The sequence below is a fragment of the Streptomyces sp. NBC_00887 genome (genome assembly GCF_045207585.1).
On sequence record NZ_CP108788.1, the window covers coordinates 8,312,178 to 8,327,177 of the forward strand.

The following is a 15,000-nucleotide window of genomic DNA, read 5'->3' on the forward strand; positions in this document are numbered from 1 at the left end:
GCGCTCACATCCGGTGACGGACCAGCCAGTCCGTGTGCTCGGGGGAGACGATCCGCTCGGTCTCGAACACGGCGGCCGCCCACTGCCGCTCCGTCAGAGTGGTCTCCATCGCCGCCTGCATGTTCTCCAGATCGTCCTCCACCAGGGAGTGCGCGGAGACCAGCGGGTGGTGGCGGCGCATCTCGTTCCAGGCGAGACAGGCGGCAGCGGCGGCGGACAGCGATCCCGTCAGCGCGAAGGACCCTGCGGTGCCGAACGCCTGCAGCAGGGCGAGGACCAGGGCGGGCAGTGTCAGTGCGGCGATCGTGCTCGACCAGACGAACGCACCGCGCCGGGAGACCTGCCGGCGCCTGCGGTACCAGCGCCGCTGCTCGATCAGCCGGTCCCGGATGTACGTCTCCTTGCGCACCGTGAACGCCTTGTCCCGTAACTCGCGCATGGACTCGGTGATGAGTCCGCCGCCCGCGTCCGTCATCTCCTCCCGGGGGTCGTCCCACCCCACCTTCCTCAGCTCCTGGAGGCCGTCCTCCAGCCGGTTGGCGAACACGGCCTCCGGATGGTGCGTGCCGGTGTCGAACGGCGAGCCGTGGACCGCGTAGCGCCAGCAGTTGGACTTGATGTACTCCGCTGCCGACCGGTTGAGCTGCCAGTGCGACTTGGCCTTGCGCCGTGAGGCGACATACGTGGTGACCAGGACGCCTAGATACGCCAGTACGGCCACGGAGTCGAGGAGTTGGAACGAGTCGCCGACCTCGACGTGCCAGGGCAGAGCGCCGGGAACGGTGCCGAGGACGAGCAGGATCAGCTGCCCGCGGGTGGTGTTGACCGCCTCCCGCTGGCGTGCGATGGCGATGGCGTCCGTGTGGTGGAAGAGCGCCGGAAGGTCCTCGCTCCGGAAGACCATGGACTGAAGTGGCCCGGGAATCGCGGTCATGTTCACCCCCGTGTGCAGTTGTGGGCATGCTCCGTCGGTCATACGGCCGGTCAGACCGTGTGTGCTGCCCGGGGCTCAGGAGGACGCGTGGGCCGAGGCCTGCCGGGGCCATGAGAGTAGGGTCGCCTCCCCGCAGACTGCAATGGTGCCTCCCGGCCGGACCGTGCCCGAAGGGCGCTCTCGTGCGATCCGTCGCCCCATGAGAGGGTCTGACAACTGAGTATGTATACAGGTGAGTTGACCCGCAGCAATGGAAACAGGGTCTCGCCTGCCACGGGGGGAGACAGTGTGAACAACGCAGGCCCTGGCCCTATGGTTCCGCCGTCCGAGGCGCAGCGCAGGGTCCGCAGGAGCCCCCTGCTCTTCACCGCGCCGCTGGTGCTGCTGGGGCTGCTGGTCGTCGTCCTGTTCTGGGAGGCGGTCCGTGCCAATGTGACGGCCGATGCGCGCACCCAATGGCCGTGGCGTCTCCAGCTGCTCGAGATGGAGGCGCTGGGGAGCCTGCTGGCCGTCGCGGTCGGCGCCGTACTGGCCAGGGCCCAGTACGCCCGCACCGTCCGGCCCTATCTGGGCTGGCGGGGAGCCTGGGCCAAGGGTCTCCTCAAGGCGGACGCGCAGGCGTGGCGGGTGGGCGTACTCAACGGCGGTCAGCACATCGCGGCGATCGAGGCCTTCGACTGCCGGGTGGTGCTGGCGGGGGATACCGAGTCCGGTGCCGCCTCGTGGGTCGACGTCTCCGGGGCCGTGGCCGAACTGACCGCGGCCGGACTGGTCGTGGCCGAGGACTTCCAGCTCGTCGAGTTCGGCAGGGGCTTCCCCCTGGTGGGGACCGGAAGCTACGAGACGGTGCTGGTGGGTGCCTTCTCGAAGAGGTTCGTCGAGAAGGTCGACGCGCTGTACGTACGCGTCCGTGTGACCGACGTGGTGGGCGACAGCCATGAGCGCATCGGCGACTGCATGAAGAGTGCGCGAGGGGTTGTCCACGCCCCGCTCGACTGACTTTCGTCCCCGCCGCGAGAGGCCGGGCAGACCGTTCACGCGCAGGATCGGTCACCCCGGACCACCGGACGGGTGAACGGGCCGGAAGTGAACACCTGTTGTCCTGGGAGTGTCCCGAAGCCGACGCCGGGAGTGTTCCCGGTCCGAGCGGGATCCGCGGAGCGGTGGCCTCCGCGGCGTCCGCCGGAGCGGTCCCCGCCGCAGGTGCTTTGGCCTGCGGATTCATTCATCACCCAGGTGGGCGAACCCCGGCCGGCATTTCCTTCTCCGAAATGCTCCATTGCCGCAAGGTTTCACGTCAGGGCGGCGTGTGAGAGAGGCCGGTTGGGAGTAAAGTCGTGCTGAATATGCGGACTCCGACGTCCGAGTCGTTGTCCGAAAACACCCCCTCCAAGGACCCTCAAGGACGGCCGTGAAGACCTACGAAACCTCCCCCTCCTCCGCTTCCGACCACGCGAAGAAGAGTCGTGTGGCGCTTGCCGAGATCGATGCACGGAGCATCGAGGCATCCAGGAAGCTCGGCCGGGTATTCGGCACGCCCGTGGGTCGTCCTGTCCAGACGTCGAGCTTCAGCTCTGCGCTCTGAGCCAAGCTTCCGCTCCGAGCTCCGAGAGGGGTCCTGGCGTGGCTAGACTGGGAGAATGACAGGACCCCTGGTCCCTTTTCGCGAGATCGTACTCAAGGTGCACAGCAGGTGCGATCTCGCGTGTGACCATTGCTATATCTATGAACACGCAGATCAGAGCTGGCGTACCCGCCCGAGAACGATCTCTGACGAAGCCATTTCATGGACAGCTCGACGACTGGCCGAGCATGCCTCGGCGCATGCGCTCGATTCGATGTCAGTGATCCTGCATGGAGGAGAGCCGCTCCTGGCCGGACCCGCGCAACTGCGTCGTGTCTGCGAGGAGCTCACATCGGCGATGAACGGTGTCGCTGAGCTGGACCTCAGGATCCACACCAACGGTGTCCAGCTCAGCCCCCGCTACCTCGACCTCTTCGACGAGTTCCACGTCAGGGTCGGCATCTCGCTCGACGGCGATCGCACGGCGAACGACCGGCACCGCCGCTTCGCCAACGGGCGTACCAGCCATCCGCAGGTTCTCAGAGCCGTGGATCTGCTCCGTCAGGAGCGCTACCGCCACCTGGACCTCGGGCTCCTGTGCACCATCGACATCCGGAACGACCCGGTCGCCGTGTTCGACGCGCTCGCGGAGCTCGAACCGCCTCGTGTCGACTTCCTTCTGCCGCATGCCACCTGGGACGATCCCCCGCTGCGGCCGGACGGCTCGCCCACCGCCTACGCCGACTGGCTCCTCGCGGTCTTCGACCGCCGGCAGGAGCAGGATCCGGAACACCGGCTGCCGGTGCGCCTCTTCTCCTCGGTGCTCTCCACCCTGAGCGGCGGCCCCAGCCTCACCGAGTCCCTGGGCCTCGCACCCACCGATCTGGTGGTCGTCGAGACCGATGGCCAGCTGGAGCAGGTGGATTCGCTCAAGAGTGCGTACGAGGGTGCGGCGGCCACCGGATTCGATGTCTTCTCACACTCCTTCGACGACGTCGCCGCCCACCCCGGCGTGCGGGCGAGGCAGCTCGGGCTGGCGGGTGTCAGCGAGACGTGCCGCCGGTGCCCCGTCGTACGTTCGTGCGGTGGAGGCCTTTATACGCACCGCTACAGCTCGGCCACCGACTTCGACAACCCGTCCGTGTACTGCCATGACCTGGAAGCGCTGGTGCGTGGCATCGAGGCGCGTACCGCTCACCTCACGGTCCCCCCGGCGGTGACCGACCCGCAGGAACTGGCCGCCGAGCAGCAGGACCTGACCCGCACCCTGCTTGCCGGGCTCCATTCCGAGCTGGACGGCCGGGGTGGGGAGCGCTGGGACGAGGCCTGGGAGCTGGCAGCGGTGCTCGAGTCGTCCGAGGAGGGCGCCTCGGCGCTCGACCGGGTACTGGCGCATCCGTACACGCGGACCTGGCTGCTGGACACGCTCGAGGGCCTGCACGCAGGACGGCCCGGAGCGGTCGACGACGCCCTGAGGTTCCCGGCCTATGCGGCGGCAGCCGCCGTACGGGCGGGTCTCCCCCTGGCGGCGGAGGTTCCGTACCGGGACGGCAGGCTCTATCTGCCCACGCTCGGCGAGCTGCGGACCGGTGGGGCCGGGCAGGCCGGCACGGTCCGGGTCTGCGCCACGGACGGCGGGTTCGTGGTGCGGCCGGACAGCGGCTGGGCCGAGTGGCGGATCGTGACGGACAGGCAGGGTGACGAACCCGACTGGCTCCCGGTACGCCTCCTCGGCCAGGACCGCATGCCCCGCTTCGTACTCGACGACCTCGACCCGTACCGGGACTGCTTCGGCGCTCCGGCCGCACCCCGGCTCGAACAGGCCGAGGCCGAGGCGTGGGGCGCCGGCCTCGCGGAGGCATGGGAGCTGCTGGAGGCGTCGGCGCCCGCCGCGGTCGCGGCTGCTGGGGGCGGTCCGACGACGCTGACCCCGCTCACCACGGGGCGGAGCGAGGAGCGGCGCCACGGCCACGGCGCGATCGGCCTCCCCGTGGCGGGGGACGCGACGGAACTGGCGCTGGGACTGATGAGCGGGTTCCGGCGGACCACGTTGCGGGCCATTCTCGACATCACAGAGCTTTATGCGTCGGACGGTGCCTGGGAACATCGCCTGCCATGGACGGAGGAATTGGTTCCGTTTTCACGGCTGCTGGCCGACACCTATGAACGGGTGGCAATCGCCGCTCTTGATCCCCGTTACATGGAGGGTGTGGAACAGGCACTCGACATGATCGGGACAGCGGCCGAGCCCACGGTCGCGGGAAGGCGACTCGTCGGAGTGCTCACGGAGGAGATGAAGGAAACACGGGACAAGTGGGCCGAATAGCCACAGGATTTCTGTGAATCACGAAGGCACCGGATGAACCTGGGTATGGATGACTGAAAAGCGGCGTTGATTGACCGAACGCCATGGGGGTGGAGCAAGGTCCGCTCCGGAATGATGAATTCGCTCGCACCCTCTCCACAGTCCTGGGATGCGGGTGCTCACACAGGACGGGGGTCGTGTGCACGCATCGACGCAGCAGCGAGCGGCGGACCATCGGCCGTACTTCTTTCTGAGTTACGCGCACACACCGGGGTACGGCGGTGGAACAGACCCCGATATGTGGGTCGAACGGCTTTTCCAAGATCTTTGTGGTCATGTGATGGCCATGACCGATCTGCCCGCGGGCGCGCCCGCGGGGTTCATGGACCGGGAGATACGTTCCGGTGAGGGCTGGTCGGAGCGCCTGGGCGGGGTGCTCGCCACCTGCCGTGTCTTCGTACCGCTGTTCTCGCCGCGCTACTTCGCCAGCGAGATGTGCGGCAAGGAGTGGTACGCCTTCGAACAGCGTGCCATCCACCACCGCGCCCGCTCGAACCAGCCCGCCGAAGCGATCGTTCCGGCGCTCTGGGTTCCGGTGCCGCCCAACCAACTGCCCGGATCAGCCGAGCGGTTACAGTTCAACCACCGCGATTTCGGGGACCGTTACGTCAGCGACGGGCTCTACGGGCTGATCAAACTCAGGCTCTTCGCCCAGGAATACGAGCGGGCCGTCTACGAACTGGCCAAACGCATCGTCAGCGTCGCCGACACGGTCCAGATCGACACCGGAAGGCCGGTCGACTACCGCCTCGCTCCCAGCGCCTTCGGATCACCGAGCAGCGGAGTCGGAGCACCCCGGCCGATGCAGATCACCATCGCCGCTCCCACACGCCACGACCTGCCGGCGGGACGCAACCCCGACTACTACGGGGACAACCCGCACGACTGGAACCCGTACCATCCGGCCGCCGCGAAACCGCTGGCCTACGTCGCCGAGGAACTGGTCCGTTCCCTCAACTACCAGGCAGTCATCACCTCGTTCGACGAGGAGTCCGGGCAGCTGGAGGGAAAACAGCCGCCCAGCACCCCGGAGATACTCCTGGTCGACCGCTGGGCCCTGCAGGACGAGGACCGGCGGCGCCGGCTCGCGGCCTTCGACGCGGAGAACCGGCCCTGGGTGACCATGGTCGTGCCGTGGTGCCGCGACGACCACCAGAGCAGAGCCGCCGAAGCCGAACTCACCGAGAAGCTCGAGCAGACGATGCCCGCCAAGATGCGGCAGGGGCGGGCCTTCTGCCGGGTGGCGGCCAAAGGGGTACCCACCATGGAGGCGTTCGGACAGATCCTTCCCCAGGTGGTCGAGGTGGCCGCTCAGCAGTATCTGAGGCATGCCACGGTCTATCCGCCCGCGACCGGCGGACGGCACACCGAACGGACGCGACTGATGGGGCCCATGGGTAACACGCAGTTCATACCCGACATGCACGACCCTGCGACGGATGCGGAGGACGTATGACAGCCGGTCGTGACGGGCGCATCGTCACTTTCTACTCGTACAAGGGCGGCACGGGGCGCACCATGGCCCTGGCCAACACCGCCTGGATCCTCGCCGCCAACGGCAAGCGGGTGCTGGCCGTCGACTGGGACCTGGAAGCCCCCGGGCTCCACCGGTTCTTCCACCCCTTCCTCGACCCGTCGACGCTCGGTGCCACCACCGGTGTGATCGACCTGATCACCGAGTACGCCTGGGCCGCGACCAACCCCGCCCAGCGCGCGGACGACTGGCACCGCGACTACGCCCGCATCCAGCCGCACGCCGTCTCGCTCAACCCCGAGGCGCTCGGCTGGGAGTTCCCGCAGGGCGGCACGCTCGACTTCGTCTCCGCCGGACGCCAGAACCGCGAGTACTCCGCGACCGTCTCCACCTTCGACTGGGACAACTTCTACGACCGGCTGGGCGGCGGGCACTTCTTCGACGCCCTGCGCGACGACATGAAGGCCAACTACGACTACGTCCTCATCGACAGCCGTACCGGCCTCAGCGACATCGCCGACATCTGCACCGTCCACCTCCCGGACGTGCTCGTCGACTGCTTCACCCTCAGCGACCAGTCCATCGACGGCGCGGCCTCCGTCGCCCGGCAGATCGCCGAGCGCTACACCGGCCGCCCTATCTCCATCTTCCCCGTCCCGATGCGCATCGACGAGGGCGAGAAGGAGAAGGCCGACGCGGGCAGGGCCCTGGCCCGGCTGAAGTTCGACCGGCTGCCCCGGGACCTCTCCGGCGACGAACTCACCGCCTACTGGGGTGCGGTGGAGATTCCCTACCGCCCCTACTACGCGTACGAGGAGACCCTCGCCACCTTCGGCGACGAGGCCGGCCTCAGCAACTCGCTCCTGTCCGCCTTCGAACGGCTGACCGCGGTCGTCACCGCCCAGGAGATCACCTCGATGCCGCCGGTGGGCGAGGAGGTACGGCTGCGCATCCGCGACGCCTTCACCCGGCGCCGCCCCGCCATGCCGGCCGATCTCTTCCTCAGTTACGTGGCGGAGAACCGGATGTGGGCCGACTGGATCGAATCGGTCCTCACCCGGGCCGGATTCCGGGTGGTCCCGCGTGACGTCTCCGCCGACCCCGCCACCGTGGACGCCCCGCACAGCGCGCCCGAGGCCGCGGCCCGTACCGTCGTGCTGCTCTCCAGCGCCTACCTCAAGTCCCAGCGGGCCGTCGACCTGTGGACCCGGGCGGTCTCCGAGGATCCCGGCGGCGGGCGGCGTCAGCTGCTGCCGCTCAGGGTCACCGATGTGCGCCTCTCGGCGCCGTACATCGACCGCAACCCGGTCGACCTGTTCCGGCTGGACGAGGTCCACGCCACCACCGCCCTGATGCGCGCCCTGGACAGGCCGGTCCAGCTCGGCGACGGAGTGTCGCCCGGACCCCGCTTCCCCGGTACCGTGCCGAGGATCTGGAACGCACCGCCCCGCAACCCCGGCTTCACCGGCCGCTCACTGGTCCTGGAGCGGATGCGGGACCAGCTCGGCGGCGGCATGGCCGTCGTGCTGCCGCAGCCGCAGACGCTGTACGGGCTCGGCGGCGTCGGCAAGACGCAGGTGGCACTGGAGTACGTGCACCGCTTCATGGCGGACTACGACCTGGTGTGGTGGATATCGTCCGAACAGTCCGACGACGTGGTGGCCAGCCTCGCCGAACTCGCCGTCCGGCTCGGTGCCCAGGGCGGCGACGACATGGCCACGGCCTCGCTGGAGGCCGTGGACCTGCTGCGGCGGGGTGTGCCCTCGGACCGCTGGCTGCTGGTCTTCGACAACGCGGACGACCCCGAGCGGCTCAGGCGCTACTTCCCGCAGGGCGGCTCCGGCCACATCCTGGTCACCTCGAGGAACCAGGCGTGGTCCCAGCACGGTGACGCGCTGCCCGTCGACGTCTTCCTGCGGGAGGAGTCGATCGAACACCTCCAGCGCCGCGCCCCGGGGCTGAGCGTGGAGGACGCCGCCCAGGTGGCCACCGCCGTCGGTGACCTGCCGCTGGCCGTCGAACAGGCCGCGGCCTGGATCGCGGAGACCGCCACCCCCATCGGGACCTACCTGGAGCAGCTGGCCCGCCAGGCCCCCCAGGTACTGGCCCTCAACCAGCCCGCGGGCTACCCGGAGCCCGTCGCGGCCACCTGGAACATCTCCATCGAACGTCTCAAGGAGCGTTCGCCCGCGGCGGTGCGGCTGCTCCAGCTCTGTGCCTTCTTCGCCCCGGAGCCGATCTCCGCGGACCTCCTCTACAGCAAGGAGATGATCGAGGCGCTGAAGCCGTACGACTCCTCGCTCCAGGAGAAGCTGGTCCTGGGCCGGGTCATCCGGGAGATCGGCCGGTTCGCCCTCGCCAAGGTCGACCAGGTCTCCAACTCGATCCAGGTCCACCGCCTCGTACAGGCCGTCATCAAGGCCCAGCTCAGCGAGGAGGAGCAGCGCGAGGCCCGGCATGTCGTGCACCGGATCCTGGCCGGGGCCCGGCCCGACAGCGACGAGCCGATCGACAACCCGGAGACCTGGTCCCGCTTCGCCTCGATCTGGCCGCACCTCGGCCCGTCCGACGCGCGCAACTGCAAGGAGCCGGAGACCCGCAGGCTGCTGATCGACCGGGTGCGCTACCTGTGGAAGCGCGGAGACGTCAGGACCGCGGCCACGCTCGGCGACGAACTGCGCGAGACCTGGCTGGAGATGCTGGGGGAACAGGATCTGCAGTACCTGTACCTCTGCTTCCACATCTCCAACATCCTGCGCACCCGCGGCCGGTACGTGGAGGCGAAGGAGCTCGACGAGTTCACCCTCCAGCAGCAGCGGGAGGTGCTGGGGCCGGAGCACCCGCACACGTACATGACCACCAGCAGTCTGGCCATCGACCTGGGACTGCTCGGTGACTACGGCAAGGCGATCGAACTGGCGACCAAGGCCCACGAGGGCTTCGGGCAGATCTTCCACGAACGGCATCCCAGGACGCTGGCGGCGGCCAACAACCTGGCACTGAACCTGCGGAGCATCGGGCAGTACGCCCGGGCCAGGGAGATCGACCAGGACTGCTACGACCTGCGTTCCGAGGTGCTGGGACAGGAGCACCCGCACAGCCTGTCCTCCGCCATGAACCTGGCACGCGACCTGCGCGAGGTCGGACGGTACGAGGACTCCGTCAGTCTGCTCAGCCGCACCTACGACAGCTTCAAGTCCACGCTCGGCCGGACCTATCCGACCACTCTGAGCGTCGCGAAGAGCCTCGCGGTCTCGCTGCGCAGGGCCGGGCAGCTGGAGGACGCCCGCAGGCTGACGGTGGCCACCCGCGCCAGGTACCGGGGCAAGTACACCTCGGCCAACCCCGAATCGCTGGCCTGCGACCTGAACCTGGCGGCGGACCTGTTCGCGGCAGGCGAGGCGGCCGAGGCCAGGAACACCGCCCAGGAGGTCGTCGACCAGTACATGAAGGTGCCGGGGGAGCAGCACCCGTACACCTTGGCCGCACAGAACAACCTCGGTGTGTACCTCTTGGGGTCCGGTGCGTCGGAGGAGTCGGAAACGTTGCTGACGCGGGTGGTCGCCTCGATGCGCGACGTGTTCGGCCGCCAACACCCGAACACCCTGTTCTGCGTCATGAACCTGGCCAACGCGACGGCCGAGCGCGGCGATCTCGAGCTCGTGCTGGAGACGGAGCGCAAGGTCTCCGGTCAGCTCAGGGAGGTCCTCGGGGCGCACCACCCGGAGACCCTGGCCATGACCTCCAACCTCGCGGTCACCCTCGATGCGATGGGGCGCAAGGACGAGGCACTGGGGCTGCGGGCGGAGACGGGCGACGAGCTGGCACGCCAGCTCGGCGACGATCACCCGCTGACCCGGATAGCGCGGGACGAGACCAGGTTCCTGCGCGAACTGGAACCGATGTCGGTGTGACCGTGCCTGCCGCGGGCCCGGGGTGCGGTGTCCATACGGACACCGCACCCCGGGCCGCGGGTCAGCAGACCGGTGCCTCCCGGTCGTCCAGCAGCCAGTTGAGCACCTCGGGGAGCACGGACAGCGCGTCGAAGTGTGCCGCCGCGGGTTCCATCACGGCGGTGACGCCCGGGATCTGTTCCGCGAGCCAGCGGGAGTGGCCGACGGGTGAGAACACGTCCTTCTCGCCGTGCCACAGCATCACGGGTCCCTTGATGTCGGCCGGGTCGAAACCCCACGGCCGGCAGAACGCGATCGCGTCGTCGATCCAGCCGTACGCCGATGTGCGCAGCCCTTCGCGGTAGTTGGCGAGCAGCATCGTACGGATCCCGGCGTCGTTGACCACGATCCGGTCGGAGTCGGTCAGCTCCCGACGCAGGTCGTCCAGGAGCCGGACCGGGTCCTGCCGGATCTCCGCCGAGCGGCTGATGAAGGACTCCGCGAGCCCGTCGGGATCGGCGGCGGCCGCGGAGTAGGCGAGGACGTTCGACGCGGCCATCCCCTCGAACCAGTCGAGCCCCTCGGCATCCCAGGGAGCCAGACCGACCAGTGCGGCGGTACGGGTGACCCGCTCGGGCATCATCGCCGCGCACGCCAGGGCGTGCGGCGCGCCGCCGGACCGGCCGACCACGGCGAAGCGCTCCAGGCCGAGCGAGTCGGCGATCGCCCGTACGTCCTCGACGACATCCACCACCCGGCGTCCCGCCAGCCGGTCGGAACCGCCGTACCCCGGTCGGTCGTAGGCGATCAGCTGCATCTTGCGCTGGTAGAGGATCATCCCGCGGGGAGCGGGGCCGAGCCGGCTGCCCGGCATTCCGTGCAGGAGGAAGACCGGTCTGCCGCGCGGATCCCCCTGACGCTCGACCATCAGATGCCGCCCGTCCGCCACGCGCACCCGACTGCGCACCCCGCCGCCTCCGCTCGGTCACCCCGCCCGGTCCGGACATCAAGTGCCCGGTGTGTGCTGCCAGTTCGATGATGACCCATCAAGGGCACCACCGGGACTCCTTGTCGGAAGGAACCCGTGTTTGCCCGGTTCCGGCTCGCACCGCATCCGGACGGGCGACCCCAGCATCCGGACTCACGAGAGCGAAAACAGGACAGGACTAGTCCTCACCCGCTGCCGACAATCGATTGCACGCGGTGTTCGCACATGGAACCGACGTGGTCCGACCTCCCGGTTGTGAACGGGTCAGGAGTGAGGCGTCGTTGTCGTGTGTGCGTCCTGAAGTCGACCTTGTGTGCTATCGCCCGCATCGGAATAGTGGGCGCCCCATCCTCCGTGTTCCGGACCCCCCACTGGTCCGTACCACGGCCCCACAGGAGGTCGAAGTTGAAGCACCGACGCATATCCAGGAAGCGCGCGGCCATTGCGGGATCGGCCGTCGTCGCCCTGGTTGCAGCAGGAGTCACCTTCCAGACTGCGAACGCCAGTGATGACGTGCCCCAGTTCACGGCACGGACACTGACGGCGAACGCGGCCGGAAATCTCGCCACGACCCTGGACAGGACCCTGGGCGGCGACACGGCCGGCGCGTACTACGACGCCAAGGCGAAGAACCTGGTCGTGAACGTCCTCGACGACGCCGCCGCGGAGCAGGTGCGCCAGGCGGGCGGCAAGGCCAGAGTCGTACAGAACTCGCTCACCGAGCTGACGTCGGCCCGGCAGACCCTCACCGCCGAGGCCACCATCCCCGGCACCTCCTGGGCGGTCGACCCCGTCAGCAACAAGGTGGTCGTCACCGCCGACCGTACCGTCGAGGGCGCGGCGTGGGACAAGCTCAGCGCCGTGGTCGAGGGCCTCGGCGACAAGGCGGAACTCAACAAGTCCGCAGGGGAGTTCAAGCCCCTCATCGCGGGCGGCGACGCCATCTTCGGTGGCAGCGGACGCTGCTCGCTCGGCTTCAACGTGGTCAAGGACGGCGAGCCGTACTTCCTGACCGCCGGACACTGCACCGAGGGGATCACCAGCTGGTCCGACTCGCAGGGCGGCGCCGAGATCGGTGCCAACGAGGGCTCCAGCTTCCCGGACAACGACTACGGCCTGGTCAAGTACACCGCGGACGTGCCGCACCCCAGCGAGGTGAACCTCTACAACGGCTCCACCCAGCCGATCACCAAGGCGGGCGAGGCCACCGTCGGCATGTCGGTGACCCGCAGCGGCTCCACCACCCAGGTGCACGACGGTGAGGTCACCGCACTGGACGCCACGGTCAACTACGGCAACGGCGACATCGTCAACGGGCTCATCCGGACGACGGTCTGCGCCGAGCCGGGCGACAGCGGCGGCTCGCTCTTCTCGGGCGACACCGCCATCGGCCTGACCTCGGGCGGCAGCGGCGACTGCTCCTCGGGCGGCGAGACCTTCTTCCAGCCGGTCCCGGAGGCGCTGTCCGCCTTCGGAGCCGAGATCGGCTGACCTTCGGTTCGTCAGTTGCGGGCCCGCTCGCTCACTTCGTGTGAGGCGAGCGGGCCCGTTGCCGTGTCCGGGTTTCGGGCGGGTCGGGCGATCATCCGGTCGCGCCGGCCGGGCTCGGGCCTGCCCGCATCACCTCCCGGGCGTCAGTCCGCCCGCTGCGAGCCGGTCACCGATGTCGCCCGCGAGCTGCTCGCCCAAGGCGTCTGCACGTGTCAGCAGCCGTGTGAAGGACGTGAGGTGGAGGAACGCCTCCGCGTATGCGGCCTGCTCCTGCAGAGGTAGTTGCAGTACCTGCAGGCGTCTGATGTCGACGCGGGACGAGCTGGAGGCGTGCGTGCCGGCCTGGCGGCCGTTGGACGGGGCGCGCAGGCACCCTGCCAGGAAATGGGTGCTCAGCTTTTCGGGGTCCACGCGCAGGACGTGGAGCTGGGGGCCCAGAGCGATCGGTGGCCCTTCGTGCACCCAGGCCCGGAAGGCGCGAACTACCCCGGCGACCACGACATCGCCCTCCTCGGCCACGGTCACGGAGGCTCCGGGAGCGACCTCGGTGCGCGGGGTCCCATCCATCAGCAGGTCGGCGACGGTGAGAAGCGGCAAACCTGTGTCACGGGGCAGCGGTGTCGCGGTATTCCCCGGTTGCTGCCCGGCGCGCAGGGTGAGGGCGCCGGCTTTGACGAGGTCGCCGACCGTGGCCGTCGTGCGGGACTCCCCGGAGGAGAGGCCGAGCCTGGACAGGTTCTGTACCAGTTCGGTCAGCCGGCCGAGAGAGCCGGTCAACTCCTCCCACGACGCGGCGAGTTCCACGCCCGATGGGTCATTGCCCGCAGGGGCGTAGCGCCCCGGGGTCACATCCACCTCGTCGTCCAGCAGATCGAGGAGGGGAATCCTTACGGCACCGTCCGGGAGCTCCCCTTCCGGCGCGTCGAGCTGAGATACGGCGGACAGCACGAACTCCGTCAATGGGGCCCAGTCGGGGCCCTGCTCACGCGCACCGGGCTTCGCGAGTCTGGTCGCGTCGACCAGGAGGGCATCCTGGGCGCCCGAGACTGCTGAGGCAGGACCGTCGGGGGCAGCTCGCAGAACCCACAGCTGGAGCGAGACGCTGTGCGGCTGGGCGCAGCCCGGCGGCAGGGCGACGACCGCCCGCAGGGTTCCCGTGCGCAGCAGGGACCCGCGGATGCGGCGGCCAGCCTTGCGTGAGGCGACGGCCGGGGGAAGGACGACCACGGCGGTGCCGCCGGGCCGGAGGTGAGCCAGCAGGTGTTGGACCCAGGCCAGCTCGGGTTCGGTACGGGGCGGCAGTCCGTGGGTCCAGCGCTGGTCCGTGGCCAGCTCCTCGTAACCCCAGTCGCGCTCGTTGAACGGTGGGTTGCACAGGGCGATGTCGGCCCGCAGACCCGCAAACGGATCGGCGCGCAGGGCATCGGCTGTGACGATCTCCGTACGCACCTCGGTCCGGGTCTCTGTGGCGAATCCGAGGCGAGCCGTGGCGAGTGCGGCAAGCGCCGGATCGCGTTCGCTTCCCAGCAGCGCCAAGCCCGGGCCGGTGTACTCCTGTGCGGCCGCCACCGGCAGATGCCCTGTGCCGCACGCCGGATCGAAGACCGTGAGGCCGCCGGTGCCCTCGCCGAGCCGGGCGTCGAGCGCGATACGGGCCATCAGCGACGCCAGTTGAGCGGGCGTGGAGCTGAGCTGGCGGACGTGGGTGTCCAGCCACCGCTGCAACAGGAACTCGAACGTCTCGCGCGGTCCCTCGCTCCGCCCCAGCCGGGCGGCCTCGCCTGCCAGGTCCCGTGCCTCCTCGGAGAGGTCCGAGGAGTGGGAACGGGCTCGCGGGGAGCGCATCCGGCGGGCAGCCTCGGCCACGGCGAGCCCTGATTCGTCCCTGCTGCCGAGCGCTTCGAACCGGGGCCACAGGAATTCGCGGCCGGCGACGTCGTGCAGTTTGCCGTTGCTGCGCAGCCATTGCTCGACTTCGGCCAGCGAGAACTGAGGGCTCACGTCCGTCCCGCCGATGCGGGAAGGGAACGAGTCGTGGCGCCGGCGCCAGTTGCTGACCGCCGCACGTCCCACACCCGCGATCCGGGCGATCTCGGCCAGACTGACCGGTACGGCGTCGGTAGTACGCATTCGAGGCTCTCCGGGTCCTAGGCGGGCCGGGCGGGGTCGGCGTCCCAGCGGCCTCAGTGATGGCAGGCTACTACGATCATTGACTTTGTTCACAGGTCTGACCCGTGATGTCGGCGTGCAGGAAATGTGGAGGCTTGGGAATAGGGGTGCATTTGCTCCGG

At 69.2% G+C, this 15,000-nt stretch carries 9 protein-coding genes; 6 read left to right on the forward strand and 3 right to left on the reverse strand.

Annotated features, from left to right (window positions below; translation table 11 throughout):
• Window positions 1-4: 4 nt before the first annotated feature.
• Complete coding sequence (locus tag OG844_RS37920) at window positions 5-934, reverse strand: DUF4231 domain-containing protein (RefSeq protein ID WP_406389047.1); 930 nt, start codon at window positions 932-934, stop codon at window positions 5-7.
• Between the two features lie 312 nt (window positions 935-1,246).
• Between OG844_RS37920 and OG844_RS37925 the strand changes: the two genes are divergently transcribed.
• From OG844_RS37925 to fxsT, 5 genes are all read left to right on the forward strand, one after another.
• Window positions 1,247-1,933: a hypothetical protein gene (locus OG844_RS37925; protein WP_406389045.1), complete on the forward strand. Its 687-nt coding sequence runs from the start codon at window positions 1,247-1,249 to the stop codon at window positions 1,931-1,933.
• Window positions 1,934-2,345: 412 nt separating this feature from the next.
• Entirely contained in the window at window positions 2,346-2,519 is a 174-nt protein-coding gene (locus OG844_RS37930) for an FXSXX-COOH protein (RefSeq protein WP_351171290.1), read from the forward strand.
• A gap of 55 nt (window positions 2,520-2,574) precedes the next feature.
• Complete coding sequence (gene fxsBH / locus OG844_RS37935) at window positions 2,575-4,824, forward strand: radical SAM/SPASM protein FxsBH, inactivated beta-hydroxylase extension form (protein WP_406389043.1); 2,250 nt, start codon at window positions 2,575-2,577, stop codon at window positions 4,822-4,824.
• 148 nt (window positions 4,825-4,972) lie between these two features.
• Window positions 4,973-6,319: an FxsC protein gene (fsxC, locus tag OG844_RS37940; protein ID WP_406389041.1), complete on the forward strand. Its 1,347-nt coding sequence runs from the start codon at window positions 4,973-4,975 to the stop codon at window positions 6,317-6,319.
• Window positions 6,316-10,251, forward strand: a complete 3,936-nt coding sequence (fxsT, locus tag OG844_RS37945; RefSeq protein WP_406389039.1) for an FxSxx-COOH system tetratricopeptide repeat protein — start codon at window positions 6,316-6,318, stop codon at window positions 10,249-10,251. Before fsxC ends, fxsT begins: the two co-directional genes overlap by 4 nt.
• Window positions 10,252-10,312: 61 nt before the next feature.
• Here fxsT and OG844_RS37950 read toward each other — a convergent pair whose 3' ends face one another.
• Window positions 10,313-11,197 carry an alpha/beta fold hydrolase gene (locus tag OG844_RS37950; protein WP_406389037.1) on the reverse strand — a complete coding sequence of 295 codons (885 nt, stop codon included), beginning with the start codon at window positions 11,195-11,197 and terminating at the stop codon, window positions 10,313-10,315.
• Between the two features lie 426 nt (window positions 11,198-11,623).
• Between OG844_RS37950 and OG844_RS37955 the strand changes: the two genes are divergently transcribed.
• A complete protein-coding gene (locus tag OG844_RS37955) occupies window positions 11,624-12,709 on the forward strand; it encodes a S1 family peptidase (protein WP_406389035.1) in 1,086 nt (361 codons plus the stop codon).
• A 129-nt stretch (window positions 12,710-12,838) separates the two neighbouring features.
• On the opposite strand, the gene OG844_RS37960 is transcribed toward OG844_RS37955, so the two are convergent.
• The gene (locus OG844_RS37960; RefSeq protein ID WP_406389033.1) at window positions 12,839-14,839 is read right to left on the reverse strand and encodes an N-6 DNA methylase; all 2,001 of its coding nucleotides are present in this window, start codon (window positions 14,837-14,839) and stop codon (window positions 12,839-12,841) included.
• Window positions 14,840-15,000: the final 161 nt, after the last annotated feature.